Genomic DNA, 19,510 nt, shown 5'->3' with positions numbered 1-19,510 from the left:
GAAAATAATCCCAAAATCCTACCTTTTCTTACTCGTATCTGAGAGAATTAACGGGATTTGATTTAGCCAAACGATACACACGGGCAATCACGGTAACAAAGGAAATAACCAAAACGGCAGCAAATGCAATCGTAAAAACACCAACAGAAAGCTCTATGCGATATGCAAAATCCTGAAGCCAGCCATTGAGGGTCCACCAGGCCACCGGTGCTGCCACGAAAAGGGATATAAGCAGTAGTGCTACATAATCTCTTAGAATGATTTGCAAGATGTTAGGGATGCTGGCACCCAGCACTTTTCTAATTCCCACCTCTTTGGTCTTTCTTTCGACCGTAAAATTCACCAGGCCAAACAACCCGAAAGCGGATATGATAATGGAAATAACGGTGGCAATCAGGATCAAATAGCTCCTACTCTGATCTGCCTGATAATACCGCTCCCAGCGCTCATCCAGAAAGTTGATTTCCGCCGGAGTTTCAGGGTCGTATCGCTTTTGTACCTCCTCTATGTGCGCGAGCACCTCAGGAAGATTCTCCTGATACCGGATAGTAAAATAGTCTATCCCCAGCACGGGATTGTTCCAACTGGTGATCACCACAGGCCCGAGCGGCACATGCAGCGACTGAAAATGAAAATCCTTCACCACGCCGATCACCTGCATTTTGGACAGGGTATCTTCTGCTATCCATACGGATGCGCCGATGGGATCCTCCAAACCCAATAGTTCCACGGCTTTTTCATTCAAAATCACTTTCAGTGTGTCACTGCCTGCAACCCCTGAGAAATTTGAACCCGTCTTCAGTGTCATCTGGTAGGTATCCAGCCAGTTTTCATCAGCTGCATAGTGCGTCGCCACTACAGGGTTTTCATTCTGAACCTGGGACAATTCTACCGATGGAATGTACTTCCACTCTCCAGGCACACGAGAGGAAGTGGTGGCATTCACCACACTGGCATGCTCCTTGAGCCCGGCAATAATGGACTTAAATCGCTGACGGGCGGTTCCGCTATTGATATCCAGTGTTACTAGTTTATCATTCCTGAAGCCCAAATCCTTCGTCTGCACATAGTGAAGCTGACGGTATAGCACAATAGATCCAATGATCAGGCATAAAGAAATACCATACTGCACCACCACAAATAATTTTCGCAACAGGTCACCTTTCCCAACAAAGACATTGCGGGTCAGAATAAGGGAATGATTGAGTTTGGAATAATAAACGGCAGGGATCAGGGATGACAGCACCCAAATAACACCAAAAGCCACAGCATGATAGCCAAGTAGGTCCAGACTAAAAAACCGGCTCAATGGGATGACTTTATCAGAAAGCTCCAGGAATTTCGAATGAAACACAATGAGCAGCACTACAGAGAGCACATAAGCAATCAAAAGGGTCAAAAAGGTCTCTACAAAAAGCTGGAACCGAAGCTGACCGATGGTCGCTCCATTCACCTTTCGGATGCCTGCCTCCAGGGTTCTCTTCAAGGCCTGCACCGAAGACAAATTAATATAGTTCAGTGCGGCTATGGTAATCACAAAAAGGCCTATCAGAAAAATTATTGAGACAAACTGCCGCTGAGAATAGGGGATAGACACCACAGCATCCGAACCAAATGTATCCAGATGACCAGACCCCAGGTGCATCTCTGCGATGGGCTGAAAGTAGAAATCATGGTGGGGTCGGATCTCATCATTGTAGTATTTCTTCATGAACCCCTCCTTCTTGGCAAGGACAGATTCGGGTCGGCTCCCCGCTTTAAACAGCGCCCAGGTGGTCATTCCCCGAGAGTTCCAGGAAGTCAGCCAGTCGCCATAAGCAGCCGGAAACTGCGCAAAATCCGCCACGTACACCGTATTGAACTGATAGGTGGAAGTAGCAGGCAAATCCTCATACACAGCCACCACTTCCACACTACTCATTCTGCCAGGCATAGTCACGATCTTGCCTATGGGATCCTCATCGCGGAAGAGCTTACGAGCGGTGGTCTCATTGAGTACTACTCCCACACCACCATTGAAATCCTGAAAGGGATCACCAGCCAAAATATTGAAATCAAGGATATTGAAAAGGCTCTTGGTAGCGAAAACATAATTCCGATCATTGAACAAGGTCTCACCATACTGCAACCCTCCCGAGCCCAGTGAGATCATCTTCGCGGTTTCCTCTATTTCAGGAAACTCAGCCTTCAGGCCATCGGCCAGCATATTGGAAGTGGCACTGAAATGCTGAACCTCTCCGTCCTCACCGGTACGTTTTTCCAGTACTCGGTAGATGCGATCCGCTTTGGCATGGTACCTATCCAAATGCTCCTCATCATATACATACATCAGGATAAAAAACAGTACGGCAAACCCCAGTGCCAGCCCTAAAGTATTGACCAGATAATGGGTAGTTTCCTTCCGAAATCGTCTGAAATAAACTTTGGTATAATTCTGTAGGGCGTTCATGGTCCAGTTGTTAATGGTGAATGATTTGATATTGATAGGTCGAAAGGCACGGATCACATCCCACAGAAATTTCCGATTGGCACTTTGTGGTGATACCTCCAGCCGCTTTTCAAAAAGCTCGATCAGGTCTCCTTCTATCTCCTCCAGAAATTCTTCGCGACAAAACCAGCGGAGAAACTTCAATGCTCTTTTCGGGGGTGTCATTTGCATTGGGTTAGTTGAAAGAGATATTAGGAATCTCCTGATAGATGCTCGTGCGAAGGGCGTATTGTTTATCCAGCATACTCTTGCCGAGCGCACTGATCACATAAAACTTTTTTCTCCTGCCACCCCGGTCTGCAGTGATCCCACCAAATCGGGAAGTAACAAAACCCTTTTTTTCCAGACGCTTCAGGGCTACGTGTATGGCACTGATGTTTACCTTTTTGTCCAGCTTTTTTTCCAGGCTTTCCAGAATAAGGACACCATAGGCCTCATCGTGATGCGCTGCCACCATCAGCAAGACTAATTCTTCAAATTCTCCGAGAGATTGCTCTTTCATACCTATCTCAAAATTATTTACTTAACAAACGTGAATGTAATCTATTAGTTTCACTATTGTTAAGCAAATAAAAGAATAACCGGATTCTTTAAGTTTACCATTCACTACGCTCCTTATATGAAACCATACCTTCACCTGCTACTTGCTATTGTCATCCTGTCCTGCGGCGACCACTCCACCGTAGACCCTGAACAGCCAACTGACTCGGCGGACACGCTCACGATTTTTTTCATCAATGATCAGCATGGCCAGCTAAGCAACTTTGCCAAAATCAAACACATCGTGGATAAGGAGAAAGCAACCAACGAACACGTACTACTGGTATGCGCCGGGGATATGTTTTCCGGCAACCCCATAGTGGATCAATATGAGAAGAAGGGCTATCCGATGATCGACATCATGAACAAAACCGGATTTGATGTGTCGGTGCTTGGGAATCATGAATTTGACTATGGGCCATCGCACCTGAAAGACAGGGTACTGCAAGCAGAATTTGACTGGGTATGTGCCAATGTGGACATGAAAAACAGCGGAGTGCCACAACCTGACCCTTTCAAAACACTAACCATAGGAAACTTGAACGTGACTTTTCTCGGACTGGTAGAAACTTTCGGCAAGCCTGGAGCCATCATCCCTGCCACTCACCCCTGGCGTGTCACGGAAATGCAATTTCGCAGACATACCGACATACTGGCTAAATACCGTACCCTGAAGGAGGATGAAGGTGCTGATGTCTTCATCGCACTGACCCACCTGGGCACACAAAATGACCTTGAGTTGGCGGAAATTTTCCCGGAATTGGATGCTGTCATTGGTGGTCATTCCCACCAAAAAGTAAACCTGACCATCAACGAAACACCGGTGGTGCAGGCCGGCTCTTACCTGGCTCTACTCGGGCGACTGGATCTTATCGTAGACAAAGCCCGTATCACCAGTTCAGACGTCTCCTTCATCGATCTTCATGACTATGCAGAGCGTGATCAGGAGTTGGCAGACCTGATAGCCACTTACAACAATGCCCCGCAATTCAATGAGGTAATTGGGGTGGCCCTTTCAGATCACGATCGCAACGAACTAGGCTGCTTTTACACCACCGCACTTATGGATTACTTGCAGGTAGACATGTCCTTTCAGAACGGTGGAGGTATACGCTCAGGCATAGATGCGGGGGATATCACCACTTTGGAAATATACAACATGGATCCATTCAATAACCAGAGCGTGATTTTCACCATGACGGCCCAGGAGGTGAGCGATTTTTTCACTGAGAGTCGGGCAGGCGTACATGTATCAGGAGTGGATTTCCAGCAAAATGGCTCCACGCTTGTGCTCTACAAAGATGGTAAAGCCATCCCGCCGGAAGATCTGGTTACCATTGGGATCAATGACTATATTCCTGCGGTCTACGACCAGTATTTTCCTTTGGAAAAAGCTGAGATACAAGGACTAACCACTGCCGAAACCATCATTGCCTACCTCAAAACCATCAACTCCACCCTGGATGATGAGGGATGCAACAGATACTTTCAGTATTAACAGAGAATGCTATTCGTTTCGCAGGCATTCTACAGGATTGATTCTGGCCGTTCGGATGGTCTGAAGGGCTACCGTAAACCATGCCACCAGCAAGGCACTTAGGCCCGCCAATGCAAAAAACCACCATTCGAGACCAACCCTGAATGCAAAGTCTTGCAGCCAGTCAGCAGCAATGAAGTAGCTAACAGGCAAAGCAATCATAGCGGCCACCAATACCATTTTGGTAAAATCCAGGGACAACAAATAAACAATGCCCAAAACACTGGAACCCATCACCTTTCTGATTCCGATCTCCTTGGTACGCCGCTCGGCTGTGAAGGCAGCCAAACCAAACAAGCCCAGGCAAGAAATTAGAACGGCAAACCCTGCAAAATACCTTGATAGTACCCCCACTCGTTCCTCCGAGGCATATTGGGCCTGATAATCCTGAACTACAAACTGCGGTTTGAAGACGTATCCCGGATTGAAAGAGGAATAGAGTGATTCCATTTTATGAAGAGTACTCACTTCACTTCCTGGTTTTATTCTGGCCATGACATAATGGGTTTTCTCAGGATTGTATAGGAAAATCATGGGCTCCACTTTGGTATGTAGTGATACCAAATTGAAGTCTTTCACTACTCCCACAATCTTCTTATCGCCGGTATAATGCGTAATCGTTTTTCCCAACGGGTCTGCCATTCCCATGGCCGCAATGGCTGTTTCATTGAAAATAACACTGGTGGAATCAGCTCCAAACTCCGAAGAAAACGCACGACCAGACACCAGGTCCAGCCCGAGCATCTCCACCAATCCAGGGCCTGAATTGATCTCCCAAAACTGGATTTGATCCTGAGGAGTTTTACCTGGCCAACTCACACCACCTGTGGAGTTTCCTCCTCCCACCACAAAACCAGAAAGTGCCGCATCTTCTACTCCTTCCGTATTTCTCAACTCATTGATGAATGCATCTGAATGATTAATAAGCCTACCCTCCCTTTCGAAATACACGAGATTTTCACGGTCGTACCCCAGGTTTTTCTGCTTCACAAATTCCATCTGCTTATAAACCACCAGCACCGATACAATAAGAATAATGGACAGAGAAAACTGAATGACCACCAGCGATTTTCGACCCCAAACTTCACCAGTTTTTCGTGACAGTTTCCCTTTTAGCACTTCTATGGCTCTGAGCCCAGAGAGATACAGTGCAGGGTAACTACCAGCAATCACACCCACAATGACAATCAGGAGTCCGGCGATTTGGATCATCAGCCAGTCCATACCAAGGGTCAATTGCTTCTGGGCCAAAAAGTTGAATTGAGGAAGTAGCAACCATACCAGCACAAGGGCCACCACCACAGACAAGAGACTGAGCATGAGAGACTCTGTGAAATACTGCCCCATCAATGACCACCTGGAGGCCCCCAGCGATTTCTTTACCCCGATCTCCTTGATTCGATGAGTTGCCTTGGCAGTCGACAAATTGATAAAATTGATACTGGCGATAAATAGAATGAATAGGGCGATTGTGATGAATAAATTCATATTCTCAACCCGACCACCTGCCTGCTTTCCATTTTCATATTTCCCATGGAGGTAAAGGTCGCTGTAGCGGGTCAAAAACAGGTCTACCTTACCTTCTTCCTGTTGTTCCTTCAAAATAGCGTCTATCTTCTTAGACGCATCCTGTGGGTCAGTTGATGGATTGAGCACCACCGCGATTCTTGCATAGTAGTTAAACCAATTTTTGTAACTAATGAGGTCATCATGAAAGAAGTCCCAGGACATCACAAAGTCAAACGGATCCGAAGAATTTCTCGGAATATCTTTCAAAATACCAGCAACCTGAACATCCTTGGTCTGATCAAAAAAATGCCACTCCAGCGATCTTCCGACCACATCTGTACTCTTAAAAATGCGCATAGCCAGTGATTCCGTGATCAAAATCCCGGACTTATCAGATATCCCAGCACCTCCTATCAACGCATAGGTGTAGACATTCAAAAATTCGGTACTGGCAAACTTCCCATTGGATTTAAAATAGGTATCGCCCGACGACAGGGTAAACTCATGGGTATCAGTAGTGGCGACTGCCGTGCTCACTTCCGGCACCCTGGACTGAATCTCTTCCAGCAGCAGCCCGGGCACACCTTTCCAGGTGCGGATACCACTGGCATCGCTGTGATTTGACATGACCTGATACAGCCGGGCATCATGCTCATGAAATTTATCAACGCTCCTTTCATCTGCCACCCAAAGTGCGATAAAGATCACGCAGGCCAACCCGGTAGACAGCCCTATGAGGTTGATCAAAAACTGAGATTTGTGTTTCTTAAAATTTCTGAATGTTAATGTGAAATTGTGACGCACCATGGTAAAGCGGATTAAGGAGGTTGACTTTGATTTTTTGATGGCGAAGGGCCTCAGGTAGTTAAGTACCTGATACCAGTAATTGAGTTTCGCTTTGAAAAGGGACTTGTGACTGGCCATGGAGTAGAACTTCTCCTCCAAATCACCGAGCACTTCCTCGGCCAGGTCTGCCCGAAGCAGCCAGGTAAGCAAGCGCGTTGCCAATTTTGGAGGTATTTGATCGCGGTTCTTCAAACCTTAAGTGAGAAAATTCAAACGATCCACAGACAATCCGGGGTACTGGTTCCATAGAGAAACCCTGAAATCTCTGGAAGAAGTCAGTGCAGCCTGGCCTGCTGCGGTGATGGTATAAATCCGCTTGCGCCTCCCGCCTCGCTCGGCGGTTGGCTGACCCATTTCTGAGGTTAGAAACCCTTTCTCCTTCAATCGGTCCAATGTAGAGTGTACAGACCCTATGGACGATGCCCGCCCAGACTGAGCTTCGAATTCCTCCGCAATTTTGAAAGCATAAGCCTCCTCCCCCAGGATGCCTACCAGCAGTAAAATAACTTCTTCAAATTCACCTAAACGCGTTTCCTTCATAGCTCAGCAGTATTATACTAGATTGTAGAACTAATATACGGGAAGGGCAGATTATTTGTTCTGGTATTTAGTAAGAAATACAAAAACCATCAATTGAAGAGATACAATATCAACATCTAATAAACCGTTTTACATTATAGATTTGCGCTGATTACAACACTTTGCTTGATTACTGAGTCTTAGACGAATCACCTTCGCATCACCCAACCTAACGCCGTGACTAAAAAAATTTTATCCCTTGTTTCACTCAATCTCCTTGGAGGACTATTGTTTGGGCAAAACTTTACCATCAATGGATACATCAGAGATCAGGTAACAGGTGAAAACCTCATAGGTGCCACCATTCTGGATCCGGCAACCATGCAAGGCACCATCACCAATACCTTTGGTTTTTACTCCCTCACACTACCCACCGGCACGTATCAACTCCGTTGCTCCTATGTGGGCTATCAGTCCTGGGAACAAGAAGTCACCCTCACTCAAAACCAGAATCTCAACATCAGTCTGGCACCAGGCACTACCCTGGAGGAAGTGATCATCACTGCGGAAGAAAACATAGAGCTGTCCCCCCAGATGAGCAGCATTGACGTGCCTATAGAGCAGATCAAAGCACTCCCTGTACTCATGGGAGAGGCGGACCTGCTCAAGTCCCTCCAGCTCCTGCCGGGGATCCAGGGTGGTACCGAGGGCTCCAGTGGAATCTATGTGCGAGGGGGTGGGCCTGATCAAAACCTCATCCTGCTGGATGGGGTGCCCGTGTACAATGTATCACATCTCTTCGGGTTCTTTTCGGTGTTCAACCCGGATGCCATCAATCGGGTAAACGTGGTAAAAGGCGGCTTCCCTGCCCGCTATGGCGGGCGACTTTCCTCGGTCATCGACATCTCCATGAAAGAAGGCAACAATCAGAAATTTAGCGGGGAAGGATCCATTGGTCTCATCTCCTCCAAGCTCACACTCGAAGGTCCGATCGGGAAAGACAAAAAAACCTCATTCCTGGTCTCAGGGAGACGAACCTACATTGATTTACTCACCCGACCCATCATCAGGGCTCAGTCCGATGGTCAAGCCTCTGGCGGATACTACTTCTATGACGTAAATGCCAAAATGAATCGAATCATTTCTGATAAAGATCGGGTCTATCTCAGCTTTTACAATGGTCTGGATAAGGGCTTCGGCAAAGACGCTTATCAGTATCAGAGTGATGGCGTCAAGTATACAGACAAAAACAAATTTGGCCTGAATTGGGGCAACACCATCACGGCACTCAGGTGGAACCACACCTTTGGCCCAAGGCTTTTTGCCAATTTTACGGGCACCTATAGCAAGTACAAATTCAGAATATTCAGTGAATACGAAACCATCACCAAAGACGGCAATCAAACGGAACGCGAAGCTGAATCAATAGAATACTTTTCGGGAATTGATGACCTGGGCTTTAAAGTGGATTTTGACTTTTTGCCTTCCCCTCAGCATAATATCAAGGCGGGCATCAATATGATCCACCATCAGTTCAACCCGGGCATACTCGGGTATGAAACCAACCTGGAGGGTGAATCCGACACCACACTGGGAGCAAATAAAACCCTGGCTGCTGAGTTTGCTACCTACGTGGAAGATGATTTTAAGATCTCCGACAAACTGCGAGCCAATGGCGGACTTCATTATTCTTCTTTTTTGGTCAATCAGAAATATTACCATTCACTGCAGCCAAGGCTCTCCATGCGCTATTTGCTTGGGAATGACCTTTCGTTGAAAGCTTCCTTTGCTACCATGACCCAATACATCCACCTCCTCACCAATGGAGGCCTGGGGCTTCCCACAGACCTGTGGGTGCCGGCCACAGACCGCATCTCTCCACAGCGAAGCTGGCAGGTGGCCCTGGGAGCGGCCAAAACCTTTAGTGGATTTGAAGGAAGCATAGAGGTCTATTATAAAGAAATGAACAACCTCATAGAATACAAAGAAGGGGCTTCCTATTTCAACCTGGGCTCCGACTGGCAGGATAAAGTGACTGTAGGAAGCGGTGAAAGCTATGGTGCGGAGTTTTTGATCCAAAAGAAAACCGGCAAACTCTCTGGCTGGGTGGGCTATACCCTCTCCTGGACCAATCGCACTTTTGAAGCCCTCAATTTTGGGAAACAGTATCCCTACAAGTATGATCGCCGACACGACGTGAGCATTGTGGCCGTCTATAATGTGAGCAAGACATTCGCTATTTCCTCCACCTGGGTATATGGGACAGGGGCTGCCCTCACCTTGCCGGAGAGTGAGTATGAGCAGGAGAACTCCAATGGATATGGAGGGACTATTCAAAAATATTCTTCCAGAAACGGCTACCGCATGCGCGACTATCACAGGATGGATCTGGGGCTGACCTGGACCAAACCAAAGAAAAACGGCGACCGATCCTGGTCTTTGGGTGCCTATAATCTATACAATCGTAAAAATCCTTTCTTTCTCCAGCAGGGGTATGATAATAGGGGGAATAAGAAGTTTATTCAATACAGCCTCTTTCCGCTCATTCCATATGTTCGTTACAGCTTTAAGTTCTAAATAAATGAAATTCACTAAAACCATATACCGAAAAGTGACTGTACGGGGAGCCTTGATGGTCATGCTCCTGACAAGCTGTGAACTGGTAGTGGACGTTGATTTGCCCGAGTTTAAACCCTCCCTGGTCATTAACAGTGTGATTCATCCGGATACCACTTTCACTATTGACCTATCCACCAACAGAAGCATTCTTGACAACAATTATACTTTCCCAAAGGTCAGTGGGGCCACTTTATATTTACATGAAGATGGAACCCTCAAAGGGACTTTCTCAGAATCCACTGATTTCCCGGGCAGATACACTTTTGACGCCTATCCCTCCCCTGGAGCTACTTACAAAATAGTGGCCGAAAAGTCGGGTCTGCCTGCTGCTGAAGCTCAGGCAGCTATTCCCCTCGAAAAGACAGTCGCCGAAATCGGAGAAACCAGCTACAGAAAGAGTGAATATGATGGCCAGATCATCAGGTTAAATTATACGATTGATGATCCAAAAGGTGAGGATTTTTATGAGGTGAAGTTGTATGTAGCTGGATATTACAGAGAAAGCTATTATGATGAAGAAAAAGACACCGTCATCCTGGGAGAAGAGCAGAGATATCTCAGTGAATGGTACTATTGGACATTGGGAGCAAACGTCAACGAATTTGAAGACACCAATGCCGACTATATTTTCGATGATGAGCTCTTTGATGGCCAGAAAAAGCGCATCACCATTGAGTTTGATAATCTAACCCACCATACTCCAGATGCTGATGGCAACGACACCTCCTACTATACCCTCCAGATTCGAAGACTTGCCAAGGACTATTATCAATACCTGATCACCTCCAATTTGCAAAAAGACTCAGGTGGAGACGGATTTTCAGAGCCGGTACAGGTGTATTCCAACATTAAAAATGGCTATGGCATTTTTGGAGCTTATCAAACCACCTTGCTTGAGTTTGCACTGGTCAAAGGAGAAAGGGTGAAATAAAGCGGGCGCATGCGCTTCATGATTTCCTTCCTGCAACCAACAGTCATATGATCGCTATTTTATTCATCCCGCAAAGCGTCTACAGGATTTGAAAGTGCCGTGCCGATGGTTCTCAAGCTCATAGTGACCAATGAGGTCACGAGTATGCAAATGGCAGACCATGCAAAAACCTCCCAGCCTATGGAAATACTATAAGCGAAGTTTTCCAGCCACCGGGTCATGATGTACCATGACAAAGGTACAGAGACCAAAAGCGACACAACAAATAGCTGGAGAAAATCCCTGGAAAGAAGCCCTACAATACTCGACGTGGATGCCCCCAGTACTTTACGAATCCCTACTTCTTTGGTCCGCTGAGCCGTACTGAAAATCGTCAAACCAAACAAACCCAGACAGGCCACAAATACGGCCAGCCCCGAGAAAACGGTGAAGATGATACCAAAGCGCTCATCGGCCTCATATTGTGCATTAAAATTTTGATCCAGAAAATGAGTGTCAAAAGGCCGATGCGGAACATTCTGACGCCAAATTTCCTCCAGCTCGCTTAAAGTATTGGTGTAATTATCCGAGTTGAGTCTCAAAGAGAGCATTGAGATATTTTCCCTGGTACCATACCTGAGTGACAGTGGCTCTACTTTGTTGTGCAGAGAGACATAGTTGAAGTCCTGAACGACCCCAATCACTTTACCCTTCCGTCCCCACTGCTCAAAAGACTTTCCGACTACATCAGCCGGATTGGAATAGCCATAGAGCCTGACTGCAGCTTCGTTGAGCATCAGTGCATTGCTGGAATCCAGTGGAAAATCCACCGAAAAGCTTCTTCCGGCAATCAAGTTCATCTGAAAGGTGCTTATAAAATCTTCGTCTATTTCATAAATAGCAGGACTTTGATAACTGATCTCTCCAGAAGGCTCCTCCACTCCAGTACCTGCATGTGGGAAAAAATCACCAGGTGTCGCCCTGGAAGCCGACGCATCCACCACATCTGGGTATTGCTTCAGCTCCCTTTTGATCACCTCTATCTTCCTTTGCACCAAACCATCGTAGCCATAGTCAATCACCAATACCCGATCGGGATTGAATCCCAAATCGTGAGTTCGTAAAAAGTCTAACTGAGAGTATACCACGCTAGTGCCCACCAGCAAGATCACGGACAGGACAAACTGCAGTGTAACCAGAGTCTTTCTAAGCCAAATACCATTTGAAGACGTCTTAAATGAGCCTTTGAGAACACTCACTGGCTTGAACCCCGACAGGACAAACGCTGGATAAGAACCGGAGACCAGCCCCAGTGCGAGTACCGAAAAGACAGCCAACACTCCATTTCGGGGTGTAAATAGCCAGTCTATCGGCAATGATTTCCCCGACAACATCTCCAGATAGGGATGGCCAATTAACACAAGGGCCATTGCCACAGTGGCTGCCAAAAAACTCACCAGAATAGCCTCTACTAAAAACTGAAAAATAAGGGCGCTTTTAAGGGAGCCGATGGTTTTTCTAATAGCCACCTCCTTAGCCCGCTCCACAGACCGTGCCGTAGAGAGATTCATGAAATTGATGCTGGCGATGAGTAGAATAAAAATGGCTACGGAAGTAAATACAAAAATATTACTGAGACTGCCAGATGGTCCCGGCTGCCTCCCCGCCTCGGAGTACAAATAGGCCTCACTGAGGGGTTCCATCCTCACATCATAATTGAATGAAGCGGTAAAGTTCTTTTCCAAAAAATCAGGTATCCTATCGGCAAAATCACTCATCCCAGCGCCCGGCCGCACAGTGAAATAGGTATAAAAATCTACATACCCCCAGTTCTCAAAAATCTCTGGCCGCATGTTCTTAAAAGTGGTCATGGAGATCATCCCGTCAAATGAGAAGTGTGAGTTGGTGGGAATGTCAATTACCCCGGTCACTTCAAACGGATCCTCAGTATCCATTATCAGGGTTTGACCGATGGGGTTTTCTACTCCAAAATATTTTTCAGCCAGCTTTTTGGTGAGGACAATGGTGTTGGGCCTGTTCAATGCTGACTTAGGATTACCAGCAATCATGGGCCAATCAAAGACCTCAAAAGCCGTGGAATCGGCAAAGACAATGTTGTTTTCAGAAAAGGTCTTGTCCCGGTAAGAAACCAGCCAGGGGCTTGGACTCGTAAACCGAAAAACCGACTCTACCTCTGGAAAATAATCTTTCAGGGCAGGCGCCGCGGGGGCATTTCCCCAAACCATGTAATCCTTATTGGCGATAGCTTTAAAATCATCTATCTCCTCCTGATTACCAAAGTAATGCAGCACCCGATAGGTATTGTCATACTGATGATTGTAAGTGTCATAGGAGCGCTCATTGTTTACATAAATGAGGATGAGTAAGCAGCTGGCTATCCCCACACTTAATCCTGCAATATTGAGTGCTGAAAACGTCTTGTGGCGGAGGATATTTCGAAGGCTTATTTTGAAGTAGTTTTTGATCATTCCATATTGATTAAATTCGCCAAAACCTGCCGGTGACCGGACGATCCCAGGCCTAAAAAGCAGTAATATTTCTTTGATGAAGAGCCACTTTGCAGTCCTTACTCCTTTCTTCTTAGCCGTGCGTTGAAAACGCTCCACCAGATCTCCCTCTATATCCTCAGCGTAATCCGGATTGCAAAACCAACGGAAAAATCCGAGCATCCATTTTGGCGACCGATGACCTCCCGGATCGCTCATGATTCACTCAGAGAAAAATCAGGAATAGCATTCCAAAGCCCCAGACGTTGCTCTTTGGTTTCATGAAGTATCATCCTCCCATGCTGTGTCAGTGAAAAGAAACGTTTGCGTTTACCTCCCCGAACGGCGGTGGCTTCTCCAAATTCAGATTTGAGGTATCCTTTCTTCTCTAACCTGCGCAACACCGTTTGAAGCGCCCCTATGCTCACCTTGCGATCCAGTCGGGTTTCCATCTCTTCAATAATAGCGATCCCATAAGCATCGCCCTGGAGAATAGCGACGGTGAGCAGCACCACTTCCTCAAATTCGCCCAATTGATGTTTTCCCATATTAAATTATATTTACCTCAAACGTAGTTAATATTATTTTTATCATGAAACAATATTAACCTTAATTGTAGTTTTTAATCCACATCACCAATACCGGAGTGTTTTGGATCTGAAATTACTTCTTGGAGATCCTGATCGTCAGGATAAAAAAGCAGGATTCGTTATCGAGGGGCTCGAAATAATACTCATACTTAGTGCCTGTTTTTTTGGCCATGTCTATGAACCCCAGGCCTGCCCCTCCTTTTTCTGAAAGTTCAGAATTCATCATGGCAGTTTTATAGAGTGCCTTGATCTCGTCTCTATCCAGCTCATTGATTTTATCCAGCACGTCCCTCAGCCGAATGGCATTGGGCATGGAAATCCGGTTGCCGGTGGTCACGAAATACTCCGTTTCATTATCCCCAATGAGAAAAACTCCCTCCTTGGCCAGTCCCTCCTCCAGGCTGTCGGAAGTATAGCTGGCTTTGCTGTCGGCATGCTTGCAGATATTCTGAAGGGATTCGATCATCACGTGATAGACCCGTTTGGTCACGAGACTATTTTCCCCTTTCTCAGAAATCCCCTCCTTGGTCATATCCGCTATACCATCTATGGTGGATTGGGTGACCCTCCCCAAATAAACGATGTTCAGATTTTCCTCATCCATCATGTCCTTGAGCGTGATCACACTCTGGAGGTACCTTAGCTGGCGGGAAAGTGTATTTTCTGATTCTCCTGTTGAATTTTCCATATAGGTTCACTTAGCTGTTGAGTTAATGAAATTAAGGAAGAGCGCCCCATTCCTCAAACTATTTCGGTGAATGGGTGGAATATGACGAACAATGAGTGAAGCACTGCTGTGAAGGGAGTTGGAGGACAATTTCCGACCACCCAACTATTACGTGTATATTTTACACAGTTTTAAACTAGTTTTATCCTACACCATTGATTTTCCTGAATGTCCTATCTCCAAATTGTTCGAAAACATCCTCAAATCCTGGGATACGGTGCCTTACATTATTTTTTCTCGGCCATCGGGCAGACTTTTCTCATCAGCGTGAGCGTGCCTTACTTACTCAGAGACATGGGCCTCACAAGTATCGGCTTCAGCAACAGGTATGCCATTGCAACCATCTCGAGTGCGTTGGTCCTGCCATTGGTAGGCGGGTGGGTAGACAGGGCCAGACTCTCCACACTTAGTTTCCTCGGAGGCCTCGGACTCCTTACAGCCTGTCTTATGATGTTTTTCAGTGCCCGGTATGCATTGTTGCTGCCGGCTTTGTTTCTGATGCGGTTTTTCGGTCAGGGAAGTATGGTTTTGATTGGCTCCACGGCCATTGCCAAGTTTTTTACCAAAAATAGAGGTAAGGGTCTTTCCCTAGCGAGCATGGGGCTTTCACTAGCGGAAACCTTCATGCCCCTCATTTTTGTGGGGTTGATCGGGCTATATAGCTGGGAGAATGCCTGGCTCATCATGGGATCGGGTGTTATTTTGATTTTCATTCCGGTCTCCTATCTTCTCATCAGAAACCACCTGCCTGGGCAGGAAGAAGTGGGTACCCCGCTCTCCACCACCATCAACGACTTCACCAGAAGGCAGGTATTGGGAGACCCCTATTTTTACATGACCGTGCCGGTAATGCTTTTTCTTCCTTTTTTTATCACGGGCATATTCATACATCAAAACCTGATCGCCCAGGCCAAGGGCTGGACGATGGATTGGATGGCCTTTACCTTTATCGGCTTTGGATTTTCCAAGGTAGTCACCTCCTTTTTGGGTGGCGCGCTCATCGATCGGTTCACAGCCCGAAAGGTCTTTGTATTTTATCTGTTTCCACTGGCCGTTGGGCTCATCTTTTTAGCCATTGGTGAACATAAAATTTTCGCTCTTGTATATATGATTCTCCTGGGGATGACCGCCAGTCTGGGTACCCTCACCGGTGTGGCCATATGGGTGGAAATGTACGGATCAAAAAACCTCGGCGCCATCAAAAGTATGGTCACCACGTTCATGGTTGTTTCTACAGCAGTGGGACCAATACTCATTGGCTGGGCTCTAGAGATCTCTCTGGAAATGACGCTCTATACTTTCTCTGGAATCATCCTCCTATTGATACTTTTGAGCTACCTTGTAGTGAATAGAAAGCGCCCATAACCGGCCATCAAATTCTATCATTTCTTATGAAAAATGTAGCACTCATTACAGGAGCCTCTGGAGGCATCGGGCTTGAACTTGCCAGAATACATGCACAAACCCATGGAGATCTGATACTCATAGCACGCAGCACTTCCAAGCTGGAACAACTCAAAAAAGAACTGGAAGCGGCGTATGGAATTTCAGTTCTGAATATCCCAAAGGATCTGTCTATCCCAGATGCGGCACAGGAAGTATACAATCAGGTAATAGCGGCGAACATCCAGGTAGACTATCTCATCAACAATGCCGGTTTTGGGGACTTTGGAAACTACCACGAAACAGAGTGGGAAAAGGAGGAGATGATGATCAACCTCAACATCCTCGCACTGACACAACTCACCAAACTTTTCGGGTCAGATATGGTAGAGCGAAAATCGGGGAAGATCATGAATGTCTCCTCCACGGCGGCATTCCAGCCAGGCCCCCTTATGGCAGTTTATTACGCCACCAAACACTACGTACAGGCGTACTCCGAGGCACTTTACGAAGAGTGGAAAGGGTATGGTGTATCCGTAACGGCACTATGTCCGGGAGCTACTCAGTCGGGATTTCAACAAGCCGCCGACATGGAAGACTCCAGGCTCTTCAAAGGAAAGAAGCTCCCTACTTCACTGGAAGTAGCAGAGTTTGGCTACAAGGCCATGATGAAAGGGGAAATGACCGCCATCCATGGAGTGATGAATACCATCCTGGCGGGATCCGCAAAATTCACACCTAAGAAGCTCCTACTAAAAGTAGTCCGAAAACTTCAGGAAAAAACCCAACCGTAATCGCTTAACTACTTAAATAGGAATCGTCATCAGAATATTGGTACCCTTTCCCTCATGGGATGAAATGTCCATATGACCATGAAGCAATTCGCACCTGGTTTGCATATTGATGAGGCCATTTCCTCCGGCCATCTGTACAGGATCAAATCCCACACCATTGTCGTCTATGGTGATCACGATCTCTTCCTGATAGCCCACCAGTTGGATTTCCACTTCGGTGGCCTGTGCATGCTTCAGGATATTTTGCAAGGCTTCCTGCACGATTCGGAGGAGCGGCACAGACATGTGCTCCGGCAGTACCGGAAAATCAAACTGATCCAATGCCACTTTGATACCTGAGTCCCGTTCGTAGCGCTTGCAGTAGTCCGCCAGCACCTCCGAAAAGCCAATGAGTTCCATCTGATGAGGCACCAGGCGGTGCGACAGGGTGCGAACCTCCTCGCAGAGTGCATCTATGTCTGCATTCACAATTTTCGGATCAAAGCGCTCATTGGCCAGGCTGTTTTTCAACAGGGACAAACTGCTACCGATGTTGTCATGCAATTCCTCTGAAATGCGCTTTCGCTCCATGTCTCCTCCGCGGATAAAAGCACGCATCAAATCTTTCTGCTGACGTAGAAGCTTGTTTGAAAGCTCATTTTTGCGCTCATTGAGGGTTTTTACCCGATACGCCATGGAGACAGACAAAATCAAAACCTCCAACATGGAGCCAATGATGATCGGGTTTATCGGGAAGAAACTTTCCGAAATCACCCCATATTCAATAAGTATGTAAATGGAAGCACCGACCATCAGCGCAAAAAAAGCAAACATGACCAAGAGCACATTGCCCCGCTGAAATCGCCAGGTCTTGATGCTCACATAAAACACGGAACCAAAAAATCCCAGAATAAACAGATAGAGGATATTCAGCGTCAGGATGGTGTACTGTGCATAGGCCGGATTGAATAACCTGTTTAGTAGCCAAATCACAAACACCACGCCTAAAAACACCCATCCGATTTTGTAAATTTTACTCAATAGTGGCAAGTATTTTCTGATGTCCAACAGCCGACTAAAGAAGTCCATGGACGTAATGAGCAGTGAAAACGAAAAAATCACCCGTGAGTAATTATTGAAAGCCGACGATTCCGGATATAAATACTGAAATGAAAAACCCAGCTGGGTAAACATGTACATGGCAATGATGGCCACATAAATACCGTATGACAGAAAATTTCGCTCCCGCATCCCCACTCCAATCACGAAGCTAAACGCGCTCACAAAAGCGAGAATGCCAAAGTAAATACCGTAAAGCAGATTGGACATTGACTCATTGGCACCAAAGGTGGCTTCCGTCCACAGCCTGAGTGGAAAGCTCACCGAGGCATTTCGTTTGTCCACCATCAGGAGAAATTCCCGGGGCTGCCCCGTCATTTCAATGGAAAAAACATATCGGCGGTTAATCTCCGTGCGATAACTAAACGCCTGCTTGTCGCCACCTCTGCCCACCAAAAAGCCCTCATCACCCTTCACTTCAAATAGGTTTACAAAATCAATATGCGGATTGTCCAGCTCCAGTACCCAGTCACCTGATTGATCATCAGTCAGGATAAATCTGATCCAGAAATAATCTCTCGAAAAGCCAGGAGAGGTCTTGTTTTCAGCTGGTTTGAGGTCACCGTTTTTGATGCGGGCTATTACCTCTTCCGCAGACAAAGAATCAGGTGTCTGATACACCTCCACATAAGGGTTGATACTGATTGCCTGATTGGGCTCAAAGGTACTCAATGGAACCTGCTGTGCAGAGAGGCCCAAGCCGCAAAAAAGGGCGATCAATGCGCCCCATTTTCTAGACCAGGTTATTCCTGAAGGCATAGCTCACCAGTTCTGAGACTTTATTGAAGGAAAGCTTTTTGAGCATGTTTTTGCGATGGGTATCCACTGTTGAAGGGCTGATCTCCAGGTACTCTCCTATTTCCTTGGATGACAACCCTTGCACCAAGAGTTTTAAAATCTCCTTTTCTCTGACGGTAAGTTTAATCAGTCGATCAAATTCATCCTCCACCAAATCACTCGGATCCGCAGAATTTGAATTTTCAACGGTGACAGAGACCATGAAATCCCCAGGCTTTAGCTTGGCCGCAGCCTCCAGTAGTTCCGTTTGACCACTGTTCTTCAGGAAATATCCATTAGCTCCTTCTTTCCTCACCGAATTGATGAGGGTTCGGTCGTTATACATGGTTACCACGAGTATAATCAGATCGCGGCTATATGCCCGCACCTCTTTCAGCACCTCCAGTCCGTTTTTCTTCGGGAGGTTAAGATCCAAAATTAAAATATCAGGATGATGAGTGATCACCTCATACAAAACATCATTGCCCTTTTCCACTGTACCAACCACTTCGTAGCCTGCCCGCACAAATAGAGCAGACATACCGGAGCTAAATAACGAATGGTCGTCCGCTATCAAAATTTTCCTCATAACGCAACATAAAACCTGTTTGAACAAACAGAAAGGGCGGTGATCAGCTCCGAAGAGCTTGTTGCTAAAACTAAGTG

Annotated in this window: 14 protein-coding genes; 5 read left to right on the top strand and 9 right to left on the bottom strand. The window is 46.5% G+C overall.

Annotated features, from left to right (window positions below; translation table 11 throughout):
* Positions 1-28: 28 nt before the first annotated feature.
* Both GV030_RS13845 and GV030_RS13840 read right to left on the bottom strand, forming a co-directional pair.
* Complete coding sequence (locus GV030_RS13845) at positions 29-2,653, bottom strand: ABC transporter permease (RefSeq protein WP_159583009.1); 2,625 nt, start codon at positions 2,651-2,653, stop codon at positions 29-31.
* Positions 2,654-2,663: 10 nt separating this feature from the next.
* The gene (locus GV030_RS13840; RefSeq protein ID WP_159583007.1) at positions 2,664-2,990 is read right to left on the bottom strand and encodes a PadR family transcriptional regulator; all 327 of its coding nucleotides are present in this window, start codon (positions 2,988-2,990) and stop codon (positions 2,664-2,666) included.
* A gap of 117 nt (positions 2,991-3,107) precedes the next feature.
* Here GV030_RS13840 and GV030_RS13835 point away from each other — a divergent pair, with 117 nt between their 5' ends.
* A complete protein-coding gene (locus GV030_RS13835) occupies positions 3,108-4,526 on the top strand; it encodes a bifunctional UDP-sugar hydrolase/5'-nucleotidase (protein WP_159583005.1) in 1,419 nt (472 codons plus the stop codon).
* 9 nt (positions 4,527-4,535) lie between these two features.
* Here GV030_RS13835 and GV030_RS13830 read toward each other — a convergent pair whose 3' ends face one another.
* Together GV030_RS13830 and GV030_RS13825 are read right to left on the bottom strand one after the other, a co-directional pair.
* Entirely contained in the window at positions 4,536-7,082 is a 2,547-nt protein-coding gene (locus GV030_RS13830) for an ABC transporter permease (protein ID WP_159583003.1), read from the bottom strand.
* Positions 7,083-7,115: 33 nt separating this feature from the next.
* Positions 7,116-7,460, bottom strand: a complete 345-nt coding sequence (locus GV030_RS13825; RefSeq protein ID WP_159583001.1) for a PadR family transcriptional regulator — start codon at positions 7,458-7,460, stop codon at positions 7,116-7,118.
* A gap of 216 nt (positions 7,461-7,676) precedes the next feature.
* Here GV030_RS13825 and GV030_RS13820 point away from each other — a divergent pair, with 216 nt between their 5' ends.
* Together GV030_RS13820 and GV030_RS13815 are read left to right on the top strand one after the other, a co-directional pair.
* Complete coding sequence (locus GV030_RS13820; RefSeq protein WP_159582999.1) at positions 7,677-10,016, top strand: TonB-dependent receptor; 2,340 nt, start codon at positions 7,677-7,679, stop codon at positions 10,014-10,016.
* Between the two features lie 4 nt (positions 10,017-10,020).
* Positions 10,021-10,989 carry a DUF4249 domain-containing protein gene (locus GV030_RS13815; protein ID WP_159582997.1) on the top strand — a complete coding sequence of 323 codons (969 nt, stop codon included), beginning with the start codon at positions 10,021-10,023 and terminating at the stop codon, positions 10,987-10,989.
* Positions 10,990-11,048: 59 nt separating this feature from the next.
* On the opposite strand, the gene GV030_RS13810 is transcribed toward GV030_RS13815, so the two are convergent.
* The 3 genes from GV030_RS13810 to GV030_RS13800 all read right to left on the bottom strand — a co-directional run bounded on the left by GV030_RS13810 (position 11,049) and on the right by GV030_RS13800 (position 14,753).
* Entirely contained in the window at positions 11,049-13,658 is a 2,610-nt protein-coding gene (locus GV030_RS13810) for an ABC transporter permease (protein WP_255465409.1), read from the bottom strand.
* Between the two features lie 32 nt (positions 13,659-13,690).
* On the bottom strand, positions 13,691-14,023 hold the full coding sequence (locus tag GV030_RS13805) for a PadR family transcriptional regulator (RefSeq protein WP_159582993.1): 333 nt from the start codon (positions 14,021-14,023) through the stop codon (positions 13,691-13,693).
* A 115-nt stretch (positions 14,024-14,138) separates the two neighbouring features.
* A complete protein-coding gene (locus GV030_RS13800) occupies positions 14,139-14,753 on the bottom strand; it encodes a SiaB family protein kinase (RefSeq protein ID WP_159582991.1) in 615 nt (204 codons plus the stop codon).
* Between the two features lie 207 nt (positions 14,754-14,960).
* Between GV030_RS13800 and GV030_RS13795 the strand changes: the two genes are divergently transcribed.
* On the top strand, positions 14,961-16,157 hold the full coding sequence (locus tag GV030_RS13795; protein ID WP_159582989.1) for an MFS transporter: 1,197 nt from the start codon (positions 14,961-14,963) through the stop codon (positions 16,155-16,157).
* A 26-nt stretch (positions 16,158-16,183) separates the two neighbouring features.
* Positions 16,184-16,969: an SDR family oxidoreductase gene (locus tag GV030_RS13790; RefSeq protein ID WP_159582987.1), complete on the top strand. Its 786-nt coding sequence runs from the start codon at positions 16,184-16,186 to the stop codon at positions 16,967-16,969.
* 12 nt (positions 16,970-16,981) lie between these two features.
* On the opposite strand, the gene GV030_RS13785 is transcribed toward GV030_RS13790, so the two are convergent.
* A complete protein-coding gene (locus GV030_RS13785; RefSeq protein ID WP_159582985.1) occupies positions 16,982-18,826 on the bottom strand; it encodes a 7TM diverse intracellular signaling domain-containing protein in 1,845 nt (614 codons plus the stop codon).
* Positions 18,801-19,433 carry a response regulator transcription factor gene (locus GV030_RS13780; RefSeq protein ID WP_159582983.1) on the bottom strand — a complete coding sequence of 211 codons (633 nt, stop codon included), beginning with the start codon at positions 19,431-19,433 and terminating at the stop codon, positions 18,801-18,803. The genes GV030_RS13785 and GV030_RS13780 overlap by 26 nt, the downstream gene beginning before the upstream one ends.
* Between the last annotated feature and the right edge of the window lie 77 nt (positions 19,434-19,510).

It is taken from the genome of Marinoscillum sp. 108 (assembly GCF_902506655.1).
In the GTDB taxonomy this organism is placed as follows: domain Bacteria; phylum Bacteroidota; class Bacteroidia; order Cytophagales; family Cyclobacteriaceae; genus Marinoscillum; species Marinoscillum luteum.
The sequence above is the reverse complement of the archived record's forward strand: the minus strand, read 5'-3'. Positions and strand labels throughout refer to the sequence as shown.

Bases quoted from the DNA above. Each gene is read 5' to 3' on its own strand.
- GV030_RS13845 (WP_159583009.1), bottom strand. From the start codon at position 2,653: ATGACACCCCCGAAAAGAGCATTGAAGTTTCTCCGCTGGTTTTGTCGC.
- GV030_RS13840 (WP_159583007.1), bottom strand. From the start codon at position 2,990: ATGAAAGAGCAATCTCTCGGAGAATTTGAAGAATTAGTCTTGCTGATG.
- GV030_RS13835 (WP_159583005.1), top strand. From the start codon at position 3,108: ATGAAACCATACCTTCACCTGCTACTTGCTATTGTCATCCTGTCCTGC.
- GV030_RS13825 (WP_159583001.1), bottom strand. From the start codon at position 7,460: ATGAAGGAAACGCGTTTAGGTGAATTTGAAGAAGTTATTTTACTGCTG.
- GV030_RS13815 (WP_159582997.1), top strand. From the start codon at position 10,021: ATGAAATTCACTAAAACCATATACCGAAAAGTGACTGTACGGGGAGCC.
- GV030_RS13810 (WP_255465409.1), bottom strand. From the start codon at position 13,658: ATGCTCGGATTTTTCCGTTGGTTTTGCAATCCGGATTACGCTGAGGAT.
- GV030_RS13805 (WP_159582993.1), bottom strand. From the start codon at position 14,023: ATGGGAAAACATCAATTGGGCGAATTTGAGGAAGTGGTGCTGCTCACC.
- GV030_RS13800 (WP_159582991.1), bottom strand. From the start codon at position 14,753: ATGGAAAATTCAACAGGAGAATCAGAAAATACACTTTCCCGCCAGCTA.
- GV030_RS13795 (WP_159582989.1), top strand. From the start codon at position 14,961: ATGTCCTATCTCCAAATTGTTCGAAAACATCCTCAAATCCTGGGATAC.
- GV030_RS13790 (WP_159582987.1), top strand. From the start codon at position 16,184: ATGAAAAATGTAGCACTCATTACAGGAGCCTCTGGAGGCATCGGGCTT.
- GV030_RS13785 (WP_159582985.1), bottom strand. From the start codon at position 18,826: ATGCCTTCAGGAATAACCTGGTCTAGAAAATGGGGCGCATTGATCGCC.
- GV030_RS13780 (WP_159582983.1), bottom strand. From the start codon at position 19,433: ATGAGGAAAATTTTGATAGCGGACGACCATTCGTTATTTAGCTCCGGT.